Origin of the sequence: Methylocystis silviterrae (genome assembly GCF_013350005.1) — a bacterium.
Classification (GTDB): domain Bacteria; phylum Pseudomonadota; class Alphaproteobacteria; order Rhizobiales; family Beijerinckiaceae; genus Methylocystis; species Methylocystis silviterrae.
Genome location: NZ_JABVWW010000031.1, coordinates 1 through 17,476 on the forward strand (window position 1 = coordinate 1; position 17,476 = coordinate 17,476).

23 protein-coding genes are annotated in these 17,476 nt (G+C 60.1%); 12 read left to right on the plus strand and 11 right to left on the minus strand.

Annotated elements, in window-relative coordinates:
• The 8 genes from HUN39_RS17925 to HUN39_RS17960 form a co-directional block, all read left to right on the plus strand.
• Positions 1 to 231 (plus strand): GYD domain-containing protein (locus HUN39_RS17925; protein WP_175095805.1); only part of this gene is annotated, 231 nt, incomplete at its 5' end.
• A gap of 22 nt (positions 232 to 253) precedes the next feature.
• Positions 254 to 1,645 carry an NAD-dependent succinate-semialdehyde dehydrogenase gene (locus tag HUN39_RS17930; RefSeq protein ID WP_175095806.1) on the plus strand — a complete coding sequence of 464 codons (1,392 nt, stop codon included), beginning with the start codon at positions 254 to 256 and terminating at the stop codon, positions 1,643 to 1,645.
• 132 nt (positions 1,646 to 1,777) lie between these two features.
• Positions 1,778 to 2,005, plus strand: coding sequence for a hypothetical protein (locus HUN39_RS17935; RefSeq protein WP_175095807.1), 228 nt, complete (start codon positions 1,778 to 1,780; stop codon positions 2,003 to 2,005).
• On the plus strand, positions 1,917 to 4,184 hold the full coding sequence (locus HUN39_RS17940; RefSeq protein WP_175095808.1) for an acyl-CoA dehydrogenase: 2,268 nt from the start codon (positions 1,917 to 1,919) through the stop codon (positions 4,182 to 4,184). The genes HUN39_RS17935 and HUN39_RS17940 overlap by 89 nt, the downstream gene beginning before the upstream one ends.
• Complete coding sequence (locus HUN39_RS17945; protein ID WP_175095809.1) at positions 4,181 to 5,464, plus strand: acetyl-CoA C-acetyltransferase; 1,284 nt, start codon at positions 4,181 to 4,183, stop codon at positions 5,462 to 5,464. Before HUN39_RS17940 ends, HUN39_RS17945 begins: the two co-directional genes overlap by 4 nt.
• A 12-nt stretch (positions 5,465 to 5,476) precedes the next feature.
• Positions 5,477 to 7,576: a 3-hydroxyacyl-CoA dehydrogenase NAD-binding domain-containing protein gene (locus tag HUN39_RS17950; protein ID WP_175095810.1), complete on the plus strand. Its 2,100-nt coding sequence runs from the start codon at positions 5,477 to 5,479 to the stop codon at positions 7,574 to 7,576.
• On the plus strand, positions 7,573 to 8,400 hold the full coding sequence (locus HUN39_RS17955) for a hypothetical protein (protein ID WP_175095811.1): 828 nt from the start codon (positions 7,573 to 7,575) through the stop codon (positions 8,398 to 8,400). The genes HUN39_RS17950 and HUN39_RS17955 overlap by 4 nt, the downstream gene beginning before the upstream one ends.
• 115 nt (positions 8,401 to 8,515) lie before the next feature.
• Positions 8,516 to 9,070: an acetyl-CoA hydrolase/transferase C-terminal domain-containing protein gene (locus tag HUN39_RS17960; RefSeq protein ID WP_232366205.1), complete on the plus strand. Its 555-nt coding sequence runs from the start codon at positions 8,516 to 8,518 to the stop codon at positions 9,068 to 9,070.
• On the opposite strand, the gene HUN39_RS17965 is transcribed toward HUN39_RS17960, so the two are convergent.
• Positions 8,979 to 9,266, minus strand: coding sequence for a DUF6522 family protein (locus HUN39_RS17965; RefSeq protein WP_175095804.1), 288 nt, complete (start codon positions 9,264 to 9,266; stop codon positions 8,979 to 8,981). The genes HUN39_RS17960 and HUN39_RS17965 overlap by 92 nt on opposite strands.
• A gap of 14 nt (positions 9,267 to 9,280) precedes the next feature.
• On the opposite strand from HUN39_RS17965, the gene HUN39_RS17970 reads away from it, so the two are divergent.
• Together HUN39_RS17970 and HUN39_RS17975 are read left to right on the plus strand one after the other, a co-directional pair.
• Positions 9,281 to 9,451, plus strand: coding sequence for a DUF1538 family protein (locus HUN39_RS17970; protein WP_175095813.1), 171 nt, complete (start codon positions 9,281 to 9,283; stop codon positions 9,449 to 9,451).
• 5 nt (positions 9,452 to 9,456) lie between these two features.
• Positions 9,457 to 9,792, plus strand: a complete 336-nt coding sequence (locus HUN39_RS17975; RefSeq protein WP_175095814.1) for a P-II family nitrogen regulator — start codon at positions 9,457 to 9,459, stop codon at positions 9,790 to 9,792.
• Positions 9,793 to 10,099: 307 nt separating this feature from the next.
• Here HUN39_RS17975 and HUN39_RS19710 read toward each other — a convergent pair whose 3' ends face one another.
• The 8 genes from HUN39_RS19710 to HUN39_RS18010 form a co-directional block, all read right to left on the minus strand.
• A complete protein-coding gene (locus HUN39_RS19710; RefSeq protein WP_408631421.1) occupies positions 10,100 to 10,366 on the minus strand; it encodes an efflux RND transporter periplasmic adaptor subunit in 267 nt (88 codons plus the stop codon).
• Positions 10,282 to 10,869, minus strand: a complete 588-nt coding sequence (locus HUN39_RS19360) for an efflux RND transporter periplasmic adaptor subunit (protein WP_232366202.1) — start codon at positions 10,867 to 10,869, stop codon at positions 10,282 to 10,284. The genes HUN39_RS19710 and HUN39_RS19360 overlap by 85 nt, the downstream gene beginning before the upstream one ends.
• 234 nt (positions 10,870 to 11,103) lie before the next feature.
• The gene (locus tag HUN39_RS17985) at positions 11,104 to 11,961 is read right to left on the minus strand and encodes a patatin-like phospholipase family protein (RefSeq protein WP_175095815.1); all 858 of its coding nucleotides are present in this window, start codon (positions 11,959 to 11,961) and stop codon (positions 11,104 to 11,106) included.
• Positions 11,962 to 12,080: 119 nt separating this feature from the next.
• Positions 12,081 to 12,767 (minus strand): MOSC domain-containing protein, encoded by a 687-nt coding sequence (locus HUN39_RS17990; protein ID WP_175095816.1) that lies wholly within the window; start codon positions 12,765 to 12,767, stop codon positions 12,081 to 12,083.
• Complete coding sequence (locus tag HUN39_RS17995) at positions 12,764 to 13,246, minus strand: peroxiredoxin family protein (protein WP_175095817.1); 483 nt, start codon at positions 13,244 to 13,246, stop codon at positions 12,764 to 12,766. Before HUN39_RS17995 ends, HUN39_RS17990 begins: the two co-directional genes overlap by 4 nt.
• A 125-nt stretch (positions 13,247 to 13,371) precedes the next feature.
• Complete coding sequence (locus tag HUN39_RS18000; protein WP_175095818.1) at positions 13,372 to 13,608, minus strand: thioredoxin; 237 nt, start codon at positions 13,606 to 13,608, stop codon at positions 13,372 to 13,374.
• A 119-nt stretch (positions 13,609 to 13,727) separates the two neighbouring features.
• Positions 13,728 to 14,384 carry a MarR family winged helix-turn-helix transcriptional regulator gene (locus HUN39_RS18005; protein ID WP_232366203.1) on the minus strand — a complete coding sequence of 219 codons (657 nt, stop codon included), beginning with the start codon at positions 14,382 to 14,384 and terminating at the stop codon, positions 13,728 to 13,730.
• A gap of 305 nt (positions 14,385 to 14,689) precedes the next feature.
• Positions 14,690 to 15,388 carry an RNA polymerase sigma factor gene (locus HUN39_RS18010; RefSeq protein WP_175095820.1) on the minus strand — a complete coding sequence of 233 codons (699 nt, stop codon included), beginning with the start codon at positions 15,386 to 15,388 and terminating at the stop codon, positions 14,690 to 14,692.
• A gap of 214 nt (positions 15,389 to 15,602) precedes the next feature.
• Here HUN39_RS18010 and HUN39_RS18015 point away from each other — a divergent pair, with 214 nt between their 5' ends.
• Positions 15,603 to 16,070, plus strand: coding sequence for a DUF4142 domain-containing protein (locus HUN39_RS18015; RefSeq protein ID WP_232366206.1), 468 nt, complete (start codon positions 15,603 to 15,605; stop codon positions 16,068 to 16,070).
• Between the two features lie 24 nt (positions 16,071 to 16,094).
• A complete protein-coding gene (locus tag HUN39_RS18020; protein ID WP_232366204.1) occupies positions 16,095 to 16,412 on the plus strand; it encodes a cupredoxin domain-containing protein in 318 nt (105 codons plus the stop codon).
• 127 nt (positions 16,413 to 16,539) lie between these two features.
• Here HUN39_RS18020 and HUN39_RS18025 read toward each other — a convergent pair whose 3' ends face one another.
• Together HUN39_RS18025 and HUN39_RS18030 are read right to left on the minus strand one after the other, a co-directional pair.
• Positions 16,540 to 16,893 carry a DUF488 domain-containing protein gene (locus tag HUN39_RS18025; protein WP_175095825.1) on the minus strand — a complete coding sequence of 118 codons (354 nt, stop codon included), beginning with the start codon at positions 16,891 to 16,893 and terminating at the stop codon, positions 16,540 to 16,542.
• A 250-nt stretch (positions 16,894 to 17,143) separates the two neighbouring features.
• Positions 17,144 to 17,290, minus strand: coding sequence for a hypothetical protein (locus HUN39_RS18030; protein WP_175095823.1), 147 nt, complete (start codon positions 17,288 to 17,290; stop codon positions 17,144 to 17,146).
• Positions 17,291 to 17,476 lie beyond the last annotated feature (186 nt).

Below are 17,476 nucleotides of genomic sequence, written 5' to 3' on the forward strand. Positions count from 1 at the left end.
CAATTGGAGCGTAAGGCGATGGAGCGTGTGCGCAAAGAATGCCCCGATGTCGAATGGGTCGGCAACTACGCCATTCTCGGGCCTTATGATTACCTGGACGTCTTCCACGCGAAGGACATCGACACGGCAAGTAAAGTTTCGATGTTGATCCGGACCTTTGGCCACGCCCAGACCGAGGTTTGGCCGGCGACCGAGTGGAACCATTTCAAAGAAATCGCGCGGGCCCTGTGAAAGCAGTCTGGACGGCGAACAAATGGCGATGCAATCCATCAATCCCGCTACCGGCGAAGAGTTGCAATCCTATGAGGAAATGACGCCGGCTGCAGTCGAAGACGCCATCACAAGAGCGCACGAAACGTTCCTCGACTGGCGTCGGATCTCTTTCTCCGAGCGCGCGATTCTGATGCGCCGAGCCGCCGATGTTCTTCGCGCCGGCGCGCCAGGCTATGCGCGATTGATGGCGCAGGAAATGGGCAAGCCCATAAAGGATGGCGTCTCCGAAATCCAAAAATGCGCGCTCAACTGCGACTTTTACGCGGAAAACGCCGAAAGCTTTCTGGCACAGGAGCAGATCGTGGCGGACGGCGTTAAGAGTTTCGTCACCTTCAACCCTTTGGGCGTCGTGCTAGCGATCATGCCATGGAATTTTCCTTTCTGGCAGGTCTTTCGTTTCGCCGCGCCTTGCCTGATGGCCGGCAATGCGACCGTTCTGAAACATGCGTCCAATGTTCCGGCCTGCGCTCTGGCTATCGAGGATGTGTTTCGCCGCGCCGGCTTTCCGGAACACTTGTTCCGCACGCTCATGATCGGAAGCGTGCGGGTCGACGCCGTCATCGAGAATCCGTTGATTCGCGCAGTGACTCTGACCGGCAGCGGCCCTGCGGGCCGGGCCGTTGCGAGCAAGGCCGGCGCAATGCTGAAAAAATCTGTCCTCGAACTCGGAGGAAGCGATCCCTATCTCGTGCTCGAAGACGCGGACATCGAACTCGCAGTCGAAGTGAGCGTCAAGGGACGGTTGACGAATTCCGGCCAGAGCTGCGTCGCCGCTAAGCGCTTCATCGTCGCCGACAAGGTGCGCGATGAATTTGAGCGTCTTTTCATGCAGCGCATGAAAGCGGTGAAAATGGGCGATCCACTCAGCGAAGATACGGAGCTTGGACCACTGGCGCGCCACGATTTGCGCGACATCCTTCACCGACAAGTCGAGACTAGCCTCGCCAGGGGCGCGCGCCGCTTGCTGGGTGGCTCAATCCCCGACGGACCCGGCGCTTACTATCCGCCCACCATCCTGACTGACGTGCGCAAGGGGATGCCCGCCTTCGACGAGGAGACCTTTGGTCCCGTAGCCGCAATCATTCCAGTAAAGAACGAAGCGGAGGCGATCTTGGCCGCCAACGACTCGGAGTTGGGGCTTGGCGGCTGCGTCATCACACGCGACCTTGCGCGAGGTGAGCGTATCGCGGCCGAGATGATCGACAGCGGTTGCGTATTCGTCAACGAGCCTGTGCGCTCGAACCCGCGTCTGCCGTTCGGTGGCGTCAAGCAGAGCGGCTTCGGTCGAGAGCTTTCGGCGTACGGCATCAAGGAATTTGTCAATATCAAGACAGTTTGCGTCTATGGCGGCACCGCGGAACGAGAGCGATGAGCGACCGCTGATGGGATCATCTCGGGCTCGCATCGGCCGAGCATGGCCGCATATCTGATCAGGGGCCTCATCGTGAGGCGCGAGAGATGCTCGATGCGTGTGGCGCGGCAATAAAGGTTAGGAGGGATTACGATGGCGGATCTGCGGGGTGGTCAGGCTTTGCGCGTGCGCCATGTAAGGATCGCCAACTTACGAAATCAGCTGCCGCATCCACAAAAAGGCGGTCTTGAAACTGAGCGGACTGCTGGCGCGGCGATAGTGGGCATGAAAATTGAGCCTTGTATCTATCAGGAGCAAACTGGTCTCGGCGCCTATCTTCAGCTGGGCGCGTCGCTCTCTTCCGGAAATGTCGGCTACTGAACGCGACGCAATAGAAGCGGGGGATGTCTGGTGGGACGCCGAACTCTTCACCGGCGCGCCGGACTGGAGCAAACTTCTCGCTATGCCGCCGGCAAGTTTGAGCCGGGCGGAGCAGACGTTCCTGAACGGTCCGGTGGAGGAACTGTGCCGCATGCTGGACGAATGGAGGATCCAGTGGGAACGGCGCGACTTGCCCGGCGAGCTTTGGACCTTTCTGAAACAGAATAAATTCTTCGGAATGATTATTCCGCAAAGATATGGCGGCTTGGGTTTTTCCGCCTATGCGCATTCACAAGTGGTTCGCAAGATCGCCAGCCGCAGTCCCACAGCCGCTGTCACGGTGATGGTGCCGAACTCACTCGGGCCGGGGGAACTGCTGCTCGAGTTCGGAACCGAGGACCAGAAGGCGCGCTGGCTCCCGCGCTTGGCCGACGGGCGCGAGATTCCATGTTTCTGCCTAACCAGTCCGCAGGCCGGCTCGGACGCCTCCTCAATGACGGACACAGGAATCGTCTGTTACGGCGAGCAGCATGGGGAGCGTGTGCTCGGTCTAAGGCTAAACTGGCATAAACGTTACATCACGCTGGGTCCTATCGCGACCGTGCTTGGTCTCGCTTTCAAGGTCTACGATCCGGATCGTTTGCTTGGCGGCGACGAAGATCTCGGCATCACCGTAGCGCTCGTGCCGGCCAATACGCCGGGGGTCGAGATCGGCACACGGCACCTCCCGGCTTTCCAGGCCTTCCAGAACGGCCCGAATCGGGGACGCGACGTTTTTGCGCCGCTCGACTGGATCATCGGCGGGGAGGATCGCATCGGCGCCGGCTGGAAGATGCTGATGAGCGCGCTCGCCGCCGGGCGTGGAATCTCGTTGCCGTCATTAGCGGCAGCCACGGCGGCTTTCACCGCCCGTTCGACCGGCGCCTATACGCGAATTCGGGAACAGTTCGGGGTCCCCATCGGCGAGTTGGAAGCCGTGCAAGATCGCCTCGGCTACCTTGCCGCCACGGCCTACGAAATCGACGCGGCGCGACGGCTGACCTGCGCCGCCTTGGTCCAGGGCTACAAGCCCGCCGTCATATCGGCGATCATTAAGGCTCACGCTACCGAACGCATGCGCAAGTCGGTGGATGTCGCGATGGATATTCACGCCGGGAAGGCCATCATGGATGGGCCGAGAAATTATCTCGGCAATCTCCACCGGATGACGCCGATCGCCATTACTGTCGAAGGCGCGAATCTGTTAACGCGCAGTCTCATCATTTTCGGACAGGGGGTGATCCGCAGCCACCCTTATCTCTTGGAGGAAATGCTCGCGCTGGCTGATCCTGACAAAGGGGTTGAACGGTTCGACCGAGCGCTCTGGCGCCATGTCAGACATTTCTTCGCCAATCTCAGCCGCGCATGGTTGTGGAGCTGGAGCGGAGGTCTTGTCGGCCCGGCCCCGAAGGCGGGCGCCGTGACACATCATTATAGGCAGCTATCCCGATATGCCGCGTCGTTCGCGTTGGTCGCTGATTTCGCCTTGCTGACGCTCGGCGGCCGGCTCAAACGAAGGGAGATAATCTCGGCGAGACTCGGCGACGTTCTCGCCGAACTCTATTTCCTGTCAGCTGTGCTCAAACGGTTTCATGACGAAGGTCGGCGCGAGTCCGACGAGCCTCTCGTTGACTATTGCGTCGCGGCGGGGATTTGCCGGATCGAAAACCTTCTCGTCGAAACGCTCGCCAATTTGCCAAACCGATTCATCGCGCGAATGGCGAAACTCATCATTCTCCCGTTCGGCGCGAGGCGACTTGGACCATCGGACGATCTGGCGCGACGCTGCGCGGCGATCCTGACGCGACCGAGCGAGGCGCGCGAGCGGCTCACCGCTGATGTTTTCAGAGGATGTAGCGGCGACGCCGTTGCGCGACTGGAGCGGGCGTTCGACCTGACCATCGAAACGGAGCGGCTGCGCCGAAGGCTACGCGAACCAAAATGCGACTCGATCGAAGACGGCTTGCAACAAGGCGTCATCGACGAAAATGAGGCTGAGCGCTTGCACGCGGCGGAGTCCGCCGTCTTCGATGTTATCGCTGTCGACGACTTCGAGCCGAGAGAGCTGTCGCCGCTCGTAGAAGAGGATCGCTTGCAATGGCCAGGGCGACAACAGAGGCCCGACCGCGCAGCGGAATGAAGCGGCGCGTCTATCTCGTGGACGGCGCGCGAACGCCATTCCTCAAGTCGCGCGGCCGGCCGGGCCCGGTTACGCCCGTTGATCTCGCCGTCCAATGCGGCCGACCGTTGTTGTTGCGCCAGCCGTCCGTGGCGGAAGCCATCGACATGACGATTCTGGGCTGCGTCAACGTGATCGCTGACGAAGTCAATCCAGCGCGCGTTGCCGCTTTGCGGCTCGGGCTCGACGAAGAGATGGTCGCATTCACGGTGCAGATTAATTGCGGTTCGGGCATGCAGTCGATCGACACCGCCTTTCGCTACATTCAGGACGGGTCCGCCGATATCGTCCTTGCCGGCGGCGCTGAGGCCCTCTCTCATGCGCCGCTTGTCATAAGACGCGACGCGGCAGACTGGTTCGGACGGTTCTCGATCGAAAAGAGCGCATGGAGAAAAGCGAAGCGGTTGACCGAACTGCGACCTCGATTTTTCAAACCCATTGTCGGACTGGAGCGCGGGCTCACCGATCCGATCGTCAATTTGAATATGGGACAAACCGCAGAGGTCATTGCTCATCTTTTCTCCGTTACCCGCGAGCAAGCCGATCAATATGCAGTGACGAGTCATAGCCGCCTCGCGCAGGCGCAGGACGCTGGCTTCCTTAAGGGCGAGGTGATCCCGATCGTTGATCGAGAGGGAAATCTTTACGAGAGGGACGACGGCGTTAGACCAGATACATCGGTCGAAAAACTGGCCGGGCTTTCGCCCGCTTTTGAAAAACCTTACGGCCAGGTCACGCCGGGAAACAGCTCTCAGATAACCGACGGCGCTTCGTGGACGATCCTCGCCTCCGAAGCCGCAGTCGACAAACATCAGCTCGCGCCGTTCGCGCGCATCGTCGACTCGCAATGGTCGGCGCTCGATCCTTCGATCATGGGCCTGGCTCCAACACTCTGCGTGACCGCATTGTTGAAGCGCAACGGGCTCGCGCGTGACGACGTCGATCTTTGGGAAATCAACGAGGCTTTTGCGGCGCAAGTCCTCGCTTGCCTCGCCGCGTGGAAGGACGAAGCCTATTGCAAAGAAGGCCTGGGACTCGACGGCCCCTTCGGACTTGTAGAGCATGATCGGCTCAATGTTGACGGCGGCGCCGTCGCGCTCGGCCATCCGGTCGGCGCTAGCGGGAATCGCATTACGCTACATCTCGCCAACGCGATGAAGCGTATTGGCGCCAAGCGCGGCGTTGCTACGGAATGCATCGGTGGCGGACAGGGCGGGGCCATTTTGGTTGAGGCCATTTGAAGGAGAGCGACCATGGTCGGCAAGATCTGGTCCATTCTACAGCCTCGGAATCTTGAGCTCGGGCCGATCGTCGAGCCGTCATGGCGCGGTCGGGATTGGCTCCTGAAGCGAGACGCGGATGATATCGCCTGGCTGTTGCTGGATCGAAGCGGCGAGAACGTCAATACACTCTCGGAGTCGGTGCTTTCCGAACTTGATGAATGTCTCGGCGAACTCAAAGGTCGGCTGCCAAGGGGTCTCATCTTACGGTCCGCCAAGCCTTCCGGTTTTATCGCCGGCGCCGATATTCGCGATTTCCGTGAATTGCGCGACGCTACGGGGTTGAAGGCGCGGCTCGATCGGGCGCATGCCATATTGCGCAATCTGGAAGCGCTCCGCTGCCCGACACTTGCAGTTATACATGGCTTCTGCCTGGGCGGCGGTCTTGAGCTCGCGCTGGCTTGCGGCTGTCGCATCGCCACAAGGGGAGCCATTTTCGGATTTCCGGAGATAAAGCTCGGCCTGCATCCCGGTCTCGGTGGAACGGCGCGCTTAACGGGATTGGTCGATCCTATTGAAGCCATGACAATGATGTTGACGGGCCAAACGCTCTCCGCCTCCAAGGCGAAGTCGCTTGGCCTCGTAGACATCGTAACCGACGAGCGCCATGTCAGGGCGGCCGTGAACACGGCGGTTGCCGCAAAGCCAAAACACGCTTGGAGAGGATGGAGAGCGACCGCGCTTTCACTCGCGCCGGCGCGAAAGCTCGCGGCCTCCGCTATGCGCGCCAAGACCCGACAAAAGGCGCGACCGGAACACTACCCGGCGCCCTACCAACTCATCGAGCTGTGGGAGCAGGATGGCGGTCGAAGAGAAGCGATGCTGAAAAATGAGATCCAATCATTCGCCGATCTCCTCCTCGGCGAAACTGCGCAGAATCTCATTCGCGCATTCTTTCTCCGCGAGAAACTAAAGAAAATCGCGAGTTCCCATCCAACCAACTCTGATCTGCAGCATGTTCATGTCGTCGGCGCAGGCGTCATGGGCGGCGACATCGCCGCCTGGTGCGCACTCAAGGGGCTCCGGGTAACGATTGCCGATGCGGATCGGCTTGCACTGGGCAAAATGATGAAGCGCGCCCAAGAGCTTTTCGCACGCCGACTCGACGGTGCCGCACAGAGGCGCGACGCGCTCGACCGTTTGGTGCCGGATTTCGAAGATTTCGGCGTCGGTCGCGCCGACATCGTGATTGAAGCCGTGCCAGAACGAATCGACCTTAAGCGTGAGGTCTTCCAGTCGATCGAACCGCGCATGAGCAACGACGCCGTGTTGGCGACGAACACCTCGAGCATTCCGCTGGAGCAGCTGCGCGATGCGCTATGCAAGCCCGAGCGACTCGTTGGCCTACATTTTTTCAACCCCGTTGCACGCCTCGAGCTGATCGAAGTCGTGCGCCACAATCTTGTGAGCGATGAGGCGCTTGCAAGGGCGCGAGCATTCTGCGCCCGGATCGACCGCTTGGCCGCGCCGGTTGCCAGCGCCCCTGGTTTTCTCGTCAATCGCGCGCTTACGCCCTACCTGCTCGAAGCCCTCGTGATGTTGGACGAGGGCGTTAATGCAGAAACAATCGACGAAGCCGCAGAGCGCTTTGGCATGCCGATGGGGCCCGTCGAAGTCGCCGATCATGTCGGCCTCGACATTTGTCTGGATGTGGCGGACAGGCTGAGAGCATCGGTCGAATCCCTTCCGGAGGCGCCGCCCTTGCTGCGTGAGAAGGTCGAACGAGGCGAGCTCGGTCGCAAATCGGGCAAGGGCTTTTACGATTACGCCGACGGCAAGCCAAAAAAAATCAGCGCACCAGAACCCGATGAAAGCATCGCCGATCGTCTTGTGCTTCCTCTTGTTAACGCCTGTGTCGAATGTTTACGTAAGGGCGTCGCCGAGGATGAGGAGACCATCGATGCGGCGATGATTTTCGGCGCCGGCTTTGCACCATTCCTCGGCGGACCTTTGCGCTACGCGAGGACACGCGGCGCAGAAAATATTGTTTCGGCGCTGCGCGAGCTGTCCGGGAAGCATGGCCCGCGCTTTGCGCCCGACGAAGGCTGGTCGAAACTGGACGCGCCGATTTGACCATCGTCCATGACAACGTCGGCGCGCTCGCTGATCGTATCCTGGAGGAAGTCGGAAGAGACATCGTCCTCGGCCTGCCGCTTGGTTTGGGCAAGGCGAACCATGTCGCCAACGAACTTTACGCCCGGGCGGCTGCGGATCGCAGCATCCGGCTACGTATCTTCACTGCTCTCACGCTCGATCCGCGGACCTGGAAAAGCGACCTGGAGCGCCGCTTTGTCGAGCCGCTGAATGCGCGCCTGTTCTGCGGCTATCCGAGATTGAGTTATGTTGAGGCGGTGCGAAACAACGCGCTTCCGCCGAACATCGAAGTGAACGAGTTCTTTCTGCTCGCGGGAGAATGGCTCGCTGCTCCGCTGGCGCAGCAAAATTATCTGTCCGCCAACTACACTGATGCCGCCAAATATTTGATGGATCGTGGGCTGAACGTCATCGCCCAGCTTGTTTCGAGACAACGCCCGGGGGCAGACGCGCCGCTAAGTCTTGCATGCAATCCGGACATCACTCTCGACGTGCTTCCCTTGCTTGCGCAAAAACGCAAGCGCGGCGAGGCGGCTATTCTGGTGGGACAGGTCAATAGCGAGTTGCCCTATATGGGCTGGGACGCAGCGCTTCCAGTAACCGCTTTTGATCACATTCTGGAAGCTGACGCTTACGATTTTCCGTTGTTCGGCGTCCCGCGCCTTCCGGTATCGGATGCGCAATACGCCATTGGGCTTCGCTGCGCTGCGTTGATCCCCGATGGCGGAACGCTTCAGATTGGCATTGGCTCGATCGGCGATCGCCGTAGCTTATGGCCTTTGTCTGCGCCAGGAACACAATAAGGATTTTTGTGAAGCGCTAAGCCGATTAGACGGCGATGCTGAACAAGCGACTGATTCGTCATGGTTGAAGCTCTCGACCGAGGAATTTTCTATTGGCCTTTATGCGGCGAGCGAGATGTTCGTCGAGAGCTTTCTCGATTTGTATCGGGCCGGCGTTCTCAGGAGGACTGCGGAGGGCGGCGTCCTCTTACATTCCGCATTTTTTCTTGGCTCAAGCGGCTTCTATCGTGCGCTGAGGGAACTGCCGGAAGCGGAACGCGACCGCTTCCGCATGACGGCGGTGTCTTTCGTCAATCAGCTTTACGGGGACGAGCATCGAAAGCGTCGCGATCGCATTCAAGCGCGGCTCGTCAATACGACGATGATGGTGACCGCGCTCGGCGCCGCCATTTCCGATACTCTTGACGATGGACGCGTCGTCAGCGTCGTCGGCGGCCAGTATAATTTCGTGGCGCAGGCGTTCGCGCTGGACGACGCTCGCTCTTTGATGACCTTGCCGGCCACTCGACATATTGGCGGTCGCTTTTTCCATCACGAATCTCAGGCGCCACCGGCTCTACCGGGGCACTGGTCACGCCCTAAATTCCGGGCTTGCGCAACGAGGCCGGCAATGCCCTGTCGCCGAAATCAATCACTGATCGTTGGAGGATTTTACCCGTCGAGTCGATGACCAACTGAAAGCGCCGACCCTTATGGAAAAATGTCAGCCGATATCGCCCCGCATCCTCGTTCTCACCCTTCTCGCAACGGCTCGTCACTTCCCCGTTGCGCATTAGCGATTGAACCGCAGGGATTTCAAGATCGAGCCCATGTGCGATAATTGCGGCGGGAACCTGAATCGTATCGTTCTCGAACGCGATCATCATAGCCGAGGTAGCCAATGGCGAATACTTTTCTTCTCGCGCTCGCGCTTGGCGCGGCCGCATCAGCCAATGGCCGCGATATGATTGTCGAGGGCCTTGGGCTGGTATCCCTGATCGCGCTCGCGCCCATGGTTTCAGTCATGACATTGGGACTTCTCATCCGTTGGACTAGGCGGCCACAGGAGTGACGACGATGTTGTTGAATGCTTCTCTCATAGTGACGGTCGTGCGGAAGGGTTGGGGCAACACGGTTCTTGAAGCTTCCGTAAAAGCCGGCGCTCGAGGCGGCACGGTCGTTTACGGGCGCGGTATCGGCGTCAACGAGCACGATAAGATTTTTGGCATCGCGATCGAACCGGAAAAGGAGATCGTGCTGACCGTCGTTTATACCGAGGAGGCCGACGCAATCTTGCAAGAGATCCTCCGCGCCGCGGAGCTGACCGAGCCGAACAGAGGCCTCGCTTTCGTCGTGCCGCTTGAGAAAGTGGTTGGGGTCTCGCATCTCCACAACAAGCAGCCTCAGGGCTGAATGCGCAGCCGCGCGACCCATTGGAAGCCCTCCATGTCCGCTTCCTAACGAAGCATATCAATCACGACCGGGACTTATTCAGACGAAGGCGCTTGCACGAATAAGGCCGAAAGCTTTCGAACGCTGCCCTCTCAGCTTCGGGCGCACATGGTCGGATGGCGCCGCAGTTTATCTCATGGCTGCAGCTGTTGGTGCCGCTGCAACGGTGGATCTGGCACGCGCAGCGGGGACTTGCCCTCGTCTAATTCGATGCGCGCCGGCGCTTCCATTGCGGGCCGAAGCGCTAGGTCGGGATTTTCTGCCTCAATCACGATGTCAACTGTTGGGCCCTCCAGCGGCGTCGCGGGCCGGCGCACCTTGACACCTTACCCAGAAAGGCGCGTTCGGGCGCAGCCTCGCTGGTCACAATCGCCTCAGCGCCGGGTGTGATGGCGAAGGCTCGATCGTCACTGGCCTTTGCACGGAGGCGAATGATCTTCGCGTCGCCGATCACGAAGAGAGGCGCTCCGGCGGTGACGCGCTTACCCACCGCCGCTGGGTGCTCGACGATAAAGCCGTCGACGCACGCGGCAATCTCGACGCCGGCGCGTGCCGCCTCGGCTCTCGCGAGCGCGTCGCGCGTTCGGCGACGACGGCTTCGGCGCGAACGAGCCGCGTTTGCGCGCGCGCCAGAGCGCGTCGCGACGCTCCGATCGTCTTGCAGCCATGGGCACAGGGCCGCGAACGCACTTTTCGTTCAGCGACGACCGCCTGCGCCCTGTCCCGCGCTTTCACGCGCAGAGGCAGTGCCGCCTCAGCCGCCGCCAGCGTGGTTTTCTCATGCGTGAGCGTTTCGTCGAAGGGATGCGGATCGAGCGTCGCGCATATTTCCCCTTTCTTCGCTTTCGCGCCGAGTTCGCAAAGCACCGACTTCACAATGCCCGTGTCAAGAGTCAGGACTGGCGTCCGCACGATGGGATCAATAAATCCGCTCATGGTGAGCACGCGCGCGATTGCGCCGCGCGGGAGGCGCGCCTCCTCACGCGCGAGATTTGCGCGCGTGTGAAAATAAATCGCGTCGCTCGCTCCGATGATCATCAAGCCCAATATCCCGCGAGAACCGGCTTCTACTGATCCTATCCTGGGAGAGCCAGATGGCTGATCCCGAAGAGAAGCGCGGACACGCGGATGTCATCAACCGTCAACGTCGGAGAAGCTGAGCGGATGCACGCGGTTGACTCCCAAGGGCCGCCAAAATGGATCCTGACAGCGCGACAGTCGCCAAAGTGGGGATTTGGCTTTCATCCGAGCAGGTCGGCTCGATCGCGTCGATCAATGGTGATGTGCGGCGAGTTCACTCGCCAGAGCGCGGCGCGTCAGGCCGCCGCGCTCGACCCATTTCTGGGTGTTCTCGGCGGCGCGTTCGATGAGATATCGCGACGCCGAAAAGTCAAACGGGGAAATCTCGAGCGGACAGAGCGCCGGCGCGAGATGCACATCGATCCAATCTGGAAGGTGTTCAAGATCGTTCATGAGCCGCCATGCGATCAACAACGTGATTGCGTGCAGCGTCTTGGCGACGGCTCCCCTCGGCGGTTCCTTCAATGCGCAGGCGTAGCCCGTCGGGAGGATGATAATTCGCAACGCTCCCAGTTTCGCGGCCATTCGGATCGAAGTGTTGGCGGCGACGGCGCCGTCCATCAAAATCTGACCGTCTATTTCGACGGGAGGGAAGACGCCGGGAATTGCTGCGCTCGCGAGGATCGCCTCGACCGCTGGTCCGTGTGAAAGAGCGACTGCTAAGCCTTGCAGATCGGTCGCAACGACGTGCAAAGGAATTTTTGCATCCTCGATACGCGAGAACGCCAGGTGAGTTTCGATCATGCGCCGCAGGCGAGAGGGATCGATAATGTTGTCGGGATGCCGAAGCAAGCCGAATGCACTTGCCCAGGTGATCGGAAATATGTCGACGCGCCGCAGTCCGCACCAGATCTGCTCGAGCTTCTTCACGCCTTCACGCGTTGGCGCGCCAGCAAAGTAAGCTGCGTTCAGTGCGCCGACCGATGCGCCAACGACGAGATCCGGCCGCTCACCTGCCGCCAAGAGGGTGCGCAACATGCCGACCTGCACCGCTCCCAGGCTCCCACCGCCCGCAAACACAAACGCCGTCTTGCGTGTGGCTTCGTTCATGGCGGACCATCCCCCTTCGCGGTATCGACGAACCTAATTTAGGACACTCCACGATTTGATAGCTCCACCACGTCGAGTGTTCGCCTCGGCCGAGAATTGGCGAGCAATTCTGACGATTGCTAGCCATAAAGGCGTTTCGTCCAATCCTCGATGTTGCCGCTGTTCAATCGCCGCCGCGCCAGTTCGCGCCAGCTTTGCGCAAGCTCGGGCAGCGCCATCATGCCGGCGAAACTCTCGAGATCATCGGTGTCGCGGTAGAGCAGACGTGTCATACGTTCGAGGGTCCAATTGGCGCAAGGTCTGTCGATGAGCCGCAGAACGTCGCCAGCGTCCGCTACACCGGCTTCGAGCACGCGGTAATACCATCCGACGCGGCCGCTCGATTGCACGCGCAAAGCCATATCGGGTCGGCCGAAACGGCGATTGAGCTTCCAGCAAGGCTGGCGTCCCTGGCTGACCTGCAGCAATGCTCGCCCGAAGCGCACGACATCGCCGATGCAGACATTCACTTCCGTCCAATCCGTGGTCGAAAGATTTTCGCCAAACGCGCCGGGCATCCGCATCAGGGGATTGTCGCCAATCTCGTCGGCCCAGGCAGCGTAATGTTCGAACGGATAATGATGCAGCGCCTTCTCCAGTCCGCCGTGGTGCTTGAGGTCCGCCTGCGCATCATCGGCGAGGCCCGTCGGGGCGATGCGCCAGGGGCCGGGCGTCGGCCGCTTGTCGATGGCGCTCAATCGTCTATCGTCGCCAAGCGGCGCGATCCGTCCCGCCAACACAATCGGGCGAACAAGCGGCGGCGTCATGCTAGGGCTGGCGTGGGCTCGGCGAGCAGAGATCCCAGCATGGCGCCAAGCGCCAAATCATCCTCCCGGCCGAATCCATGGTGACGGATGCGGCCGTCGCGTCCGATGACGATCGTCGTCGGCGTGCCGCGCATCTCATAGCGGCGCATGGTGACGGGGATCGGCCCGTCCTCGCCCTGTTGGTCGACGCCGATCGGAAAGGTCAGACGATATTCGTGAATGAAGGCTTCGAGGGAAACAGGCGTCATGGCGGCGTGATGCTCGAATACCGTATGCACCCCGATCACGGTGAGGTCGGCATTGGGAAACAAATTGTGAGCGCGCTGCGCCTGCGGCGTCCCATGCGCGACGCAGCCTGGGCAGAGCATTTGGAAGGCGTGCAGCATCACCACGCGGCCGCGAAGCTCTGTGAGCGAGATCGGCGTCGGCGTGTTGAACCATTCCGCGACTGCGAGTTCCGGCGCGAGCGGGAGGGTCATGGTTGTCGCTTATTTTCTCGAGTGTTCGGGATTGGTCGCTGCAAGCAGCGGTCGATGCGGGCGCGCGGGGCGAGCGTGAGGGGCGGGCCAGGGATTGGCCCGCCCGCGCGCGAAAGGGCCAGGCGCTATTTCAGAGCGGCCAAGTCAGCCCCGAAATTGATGTGATAGGGGTGGCCGCCTATCACGAAAGCCGGAACCGACTTCACCCCCGCCGCCTCGGCCTCGGCGATGCGATTCTTGGCTTGGCCGAGATGCACGATCTCGATGTCGTATTTCCTGGGGTCGAGGCTGTCGGCGAACTGCCGCTCGGCGTCGGCGCAAACTGGGCAGCCGGCGTGGTAGAAAACCGCTTTCTGTGACATGCTGTAAGCCCTTCTCTTTTCGCTGGAGGGGGACCAAAGGGCGGTTCGCCGGTTGCCGCCAGGCGGGCCGCCTGCTCACCTGGCGCGCTCAGTGCGCGTCAGGAATCAGTGGCGCTCTCTCACGGAGGCGCTGGTCGAGCGGCCTCGTGAGCGGCGAGGCCTTTGACGTAAGAGTTCCAAATGGCTTGTTGCTGTTCAGCCGACAGTGCGTTGTGCTCGGTGCAATCGAGGCGCAAACCGTCGGCGCGCAAGGCCGCGTTCACATAAGCGCAGTGATGCGGCGCCGGAGCGTCAGCATAGGCGTGGGGACGGAAATAGCGGCAGGTCACGCACATCCGCTGTGGCGCGATCGCCCCTTCGATTTGCAGATTGCGGATCAGCTTTACGAGCAGTCTGAGCAATTCTTGCTGCTCGAGCGCAGAAAGCGCAGCGAGCGCCCGATCGGTCACCGTTGCGTGGGCGGCGATTTGTTGCGCGAGAGCGCGTCCCGCATTTGTGGTCGCAACGACGACCGCGCGGCCGTCGTAAGGGTAGGGACGGCGCGCGGCCAATCCCTTCTTTTCAAGCGAGAGGATGGAGTCTGTCGCCGTTGGCTGACTCACGCCGATGTGCTGGGCGATGGCGCTGACGCGCGCGCCCAAGTCGCCTCTCCCGAAGAGAAAGGCGAGAATTTGCGCCTGGGTGGGATTGAGCGGCGTTTTCTCCAACGCGCCCCAACGCTCCGAACGCAGAACGTTGGCGATTCGCTCCAATCCCTCGCGCAACCTGCGGGGCAAGGCAGACGATGTCTCGGCGGGCGAAGTCATGCGGGATTATTATAGGACTCCTATGTAATGTCAAGTCAGCCGGCGACCATCGCGTTTGCGAGGAAGTGGCCTCCAAGCCGTAAACGACCCGCATGTGTTTTAGGCTCGCATCTTCCTGTCCCGTGCCAGCGGGCTCGGAGGCTTCAAGTCGGGATTTAATTGCGTTCCGATAAGAATTCTTGGCTATTGCGCTCGGCGCGCGCCGCGTGAGCCGGCTTCGTATCGCAGCCGAAATTTGGTACGCATGTTTCTTTTGGGTTAACACGGGACAAAGTCTAACTCTTGTCTTGCAACAATCCGATGCTGGCCATCACACGATTGGATAGCGCGTTGCATCGCGCGCCGTCGAAGGGGAACACGTCAGAGAGCGCGACCATGACGCTTTTCTCAAGCTCTTGGCGCAACAACGCGCGGGCGCGGTACAGCCTCGTTTTGACAGTGGCTTCCGGAATCCCCAACTGTTGCGCGACTTCTGCGCCGGACACTTCTTCGACGGTGCGCAAAACGAAGACAGTGCGAAAGTCGGGTGGAAGCGTATCGATCGCCCGTTCGAGCAAATGCCGGACCTGGGTCCTCGACATCGAGCTTTCCGGATCGACCCTGCAGCTGGGAAGCATGATCACGCTCGACATTTGATGCTCGTTTGTCTCATCTAATTCTACGGTCGGTCTAGCGCGCCGCTTTCGTCCAAGCGCTTCGTTTAAGACGATGCGGACCAACCAAGAGGAAATTGCGGATTCATTGCGGAAATCCGGGATGTGCGCGTAGGCGCGCGTCCAAGCTTCCTGCACAATATCCTCGGCCTCGCCATCGTCGCCCGTCACGGCCCTCGCAGTGCGATAGAGTTTGCGGTTGTAGCGCCGCATGAGTTCGGCAAATGCCTCCCCATCGCCCGTCGCGACCCGGGCGACGACGCCGACATCGGTCAGTCCGATCCAGTCAGCGTCCGCGATTCTCGCCTTGGGTTTTTTCATGGCACCTATCTGGCATCGGTTCCGATAACCGTTAGATGCGACAGGAAGAGAAAGGTTCCCGATAAAATTTATCGGGAACCTTTGGAGCGTCCCCGCATCTAATGAGGCGGCATCACCCGCATGAGCGGAAATTCGATGTCAAGGAGACACCACAATGTTCCGCAAACCGAGTTTTCTGCTCGCTGTCACAATGAGCCTCGCCGCGTCTAGCGCAATGGCTCAAATGGCGGCCAAAACAACCGATCCGCAAATTGCGCATATCGCGTATACTGCAGGGCAGATCGACATCGCGGCCGCAGAGCTCGCGCTGAAGACATCGCAGAACAAAGCCGTCAAGGACTTTGCCGAGGAAATGGTCCGCGATCATACCGCAGTGAACAAACAGGCGCTTGCCTTGGTTGAAAAGCTAAAGGTTAAGCCTGAGGACAATGATACCAGCAAATCCCTGACGGCGGCGGCCGCCAAGAAGCACGAGGAATTGTCGAAGCTGAGCGGAGCCGCCTTTGACAAGGCTTACGCGCAGAACGAGGTCGCCTATCATCAAACCGTCAATGGGGCGCTTGCAACCGTGCTCATCCCCGATGCCCAGAACGGTGAACTAAAGAGCCTGCTTGAAACCGGCCTCAAGCTGTTTAAGGAACATCAGCAGCACGCTGAGCATCTTGTCGGCCAGCTGAAGTAGGGTTCGATGGCCGTTCGATCCCTTATGGTGGCAAGCGGGGCGCTATCGCTCGGCCTTCTCGCGTTCATGCCCCTGCCGCGTGGCGCCGAGCCGCAAGTTTACGTGATCGAAATCGACAAACTGGCGTTTGGGCCTGCCCCAGCAGGACTGCACGTGAACGACATTGTCGAATGGCGAAATTCCGACATCTTTCGCCACACGGCGACCGCTAGCGACGGGAGTTTCGACATTGACCTCCCGCCAAGCGCCAAAGGCCAAACGGTTTTGAGGCAGCCCGGCGTGATCGACTACGCCTGTCGCTTTCATCCGGGCATGAAAGGTCGGCTCGAAGTCGTTCCCTAAGCAACACTGGGACTCCGCAATCATGCGGCGTCCCTGCTGCCTTGGCTTGCTTTTCGTTTGTGCGGTTATTGCGATGATCATGGGGTGCGCTCATGTCTTGGGCCTGTTGATGCATATTGCGGTGCCCTCAGCGCATGAGAAAGTCCCGCAGCACCACAGCTTCGTTGTGCAGCTCATCGCGAGCCGCGAACAGGAGCGTTAGTGGACTCTTTCGCGCGATTGTCCGAAGCTCGCTGAGTAGTTCGGATTTCTGCGAGAGCTCAGCCTCGTATCTGCGGCAAAACTCCTCCCAACGGCTTGGATCGTGTCCGAACCATTTGCGTAGCTCTGTGCTCGGAGCCACATCCTTGAGCCATCGGTCAATGGCCGCCTTTGATTTGGTAAGACCGCGAGGCCAAAGACGATCAACCAGGATGCGGATGCCATCCTCGGCCGATGGCGACGCATAGGCTCTTTTCAATTGAATGCGCAAAGGTTTCATTATCAGTGTCGGTTTGATTTCTGCCGGTGACGCCGAAGCTATTCGGAGCTTGACCAACCTATTCATAGGCTGAAGCGAAAAGGCGAAAGAACTCGACTCGGCGTCTCGGCTCCGAGTCGAACGGCTTCCGTCACTCCCATAGCATGCCGGGTGTCCTTTGAGCAGAATATGGGCGCCGAGTGACGTGCGCAATGACGATGGCGATCGTTTCTGGCGCGCCGTGTCCTGGGCGCGTTGAGCTAGGCACAGCTCAATCAGCGAAACCATACGTCTTTTGAGCCGCGTTACGACCGTGAGCCTCGATTTTCCGGGGAAAGAGATGCATGACGCGGGCTAAGCGGCGCTCGGTGATGAAGGCGAGGCTGAGGAGCTGCACGAAATTTTCCGGCTCGATCATGGTGAGGCCGATGCATTTGGGGATTAGGTGCTTGCGGGTTCCGAAGATGATGTCCCAGATTGCGAGAACGATGCCGTAATTGCTGTCGTACTCGCTCCGCTGTTGAGTTCTAGTTTTACTGTGTCATAAGATGGCAGAATGGGATATTTTGAGGATTCACGCTCGATTCGGAGGGGGCTGTGGATC

What these genes read in the sequence shown, in the direction of transcription:
- HUN39_RS17930 (WP_175095806.1), top strand. Translation starts at nt 254, where the DNA reads ATGGCGATGCAATCCATCAATCCCGCTACCGGCGAAGAGTTGCAATCC.
- HUN39_RS17935 (WP_175095807.1), top strand. Translation starts at nt 1,778, where the DNA reads ATGGCGGATCTGCGGGGTGGTCAGGCTTTGCGCGTGCGCCATGTAAGG.
- HUN39_RS17945 (WP_175095809.1), top strand. Translation starts at nt 4,181, where the DNA reads ATGAAGCGGCGCGTCTATCTCGTGGACGGCGCGCGAACGCCATTCCTC.
- HUN39_RS17950 (WP_175095810.1), top strand. Translation starts at nt 5,477, where the DNA reads ATGGTCGGCAAGATCTGGTCCATTCTACAGCCTCGGAATCTTGAGCTC.
- HUN39_RS17960 (WP_232366205.1), top strand. Translation starts at nt 8,516, where the DNA reads ATGTTCGTCGAGAGCTTTCTCGATTTGTATCGGGCCGGCGTTCTCAGG.
- HUN39_RS17965 (WP_175095804.1), bottom strand. Translation starts at nt 9,266, where the DNA reads ATGATGATCGCGTTCGAGAACGATACGATTCAGGTTCCCGCCGCAATT.
- HUN39_RS17970 (WP_175095813.1), top strand. Translation starts at nt 9,281, where the DNA reads ATGGCGAATACTTTTCTTCTCGCGCTCGCGCTTGGCGCGGCCGCATCA.
- HUN39_RS17975 (WP_175095814.1), top strand. Translation starts at nt 9,457, where the DNA reads ATGTTGTTGAATGCTTCTCTCATAGTGACGGTCGTGCGGAAGGGTTGG.
- HUN39_RS19360 (WP_232366202.1), bottom strand. Translation starts at nt 10,869, where the DNA reads ATGATCATCGGAGCGAGCGACGCGATTTATTTTCACACGCGCGCAAAT.
- HUN39_RS17985 (WP_175095815.1), bottom strand. Translation starts at nt 11,961, where the DNA reads ATGAACGAAGCCACACGCAAGACGGCGTTTGTGTTTGCGGGCGGTGGG.
- HUN39_RS17990 (WP_175095816.1), bottom strand. Translation starts at nt 12,767, where the DNA reads ATGACGCCGCCGCTTGTTCGCCCGATTGTGTTGGCGGGACGGATCGCG.
- HUN39_RS17995 (WP_175095817.1), bottom strand. Translation starts at nt 13,246, where the DNA reads ATGACCCTCCCGCTCGCGCCGGAACTCGCAGTCGCGGAATGGTTCAAC.
- HUN39_RS18000 (WP_175095818.1), bottom strand. Translation starts at nt 13,608, where the DNA reads ATGTCACAGAAAGCGGTTTTCTACCACGCCGGCTGCCCAGTTTGCGCC.
- HUN39_RS18010 (WP_175095820.1), bottom strand. Translation starts at nt 15,388, where the DNA reads ATGAAAAAACCCAAGGCGAGAATCGCGGACGCTGACTGGATCGGACTG.
- HUN39_RS18015 (WP_232366206.1), top strand. Translation starts at nt 15,603, where the DNA reads ATGGCTCAAATGGCGGCCAAAACAACCGATCCGCAAATTGCGCATATC.
- HUN39_RS18020 (WP_232366204.1), top strand. Translation starts at nt 16,095, where the DNA reads ATGGTGGCAAGCGGGGCGCTATCGCTCGGCCTTCTCGCGTTCATGCCC.
- HUN39_RS18025 (WP_175095825.1), bottom strand. Translation starts at nt 16,893, where the DNA reads ATGAAACCTTTGCGCATTCAATTGAAAAGAGCCTATGCGTCGCCATCG.
- HUN39_RS18030 (WP_175095823.1), bottom strand. Translation starts at nt 17,290, where the DNA reads ATGATCGAGCCGGAAAATTTCGTGCAGCTCCTCAGCCTCGCCTTCATC.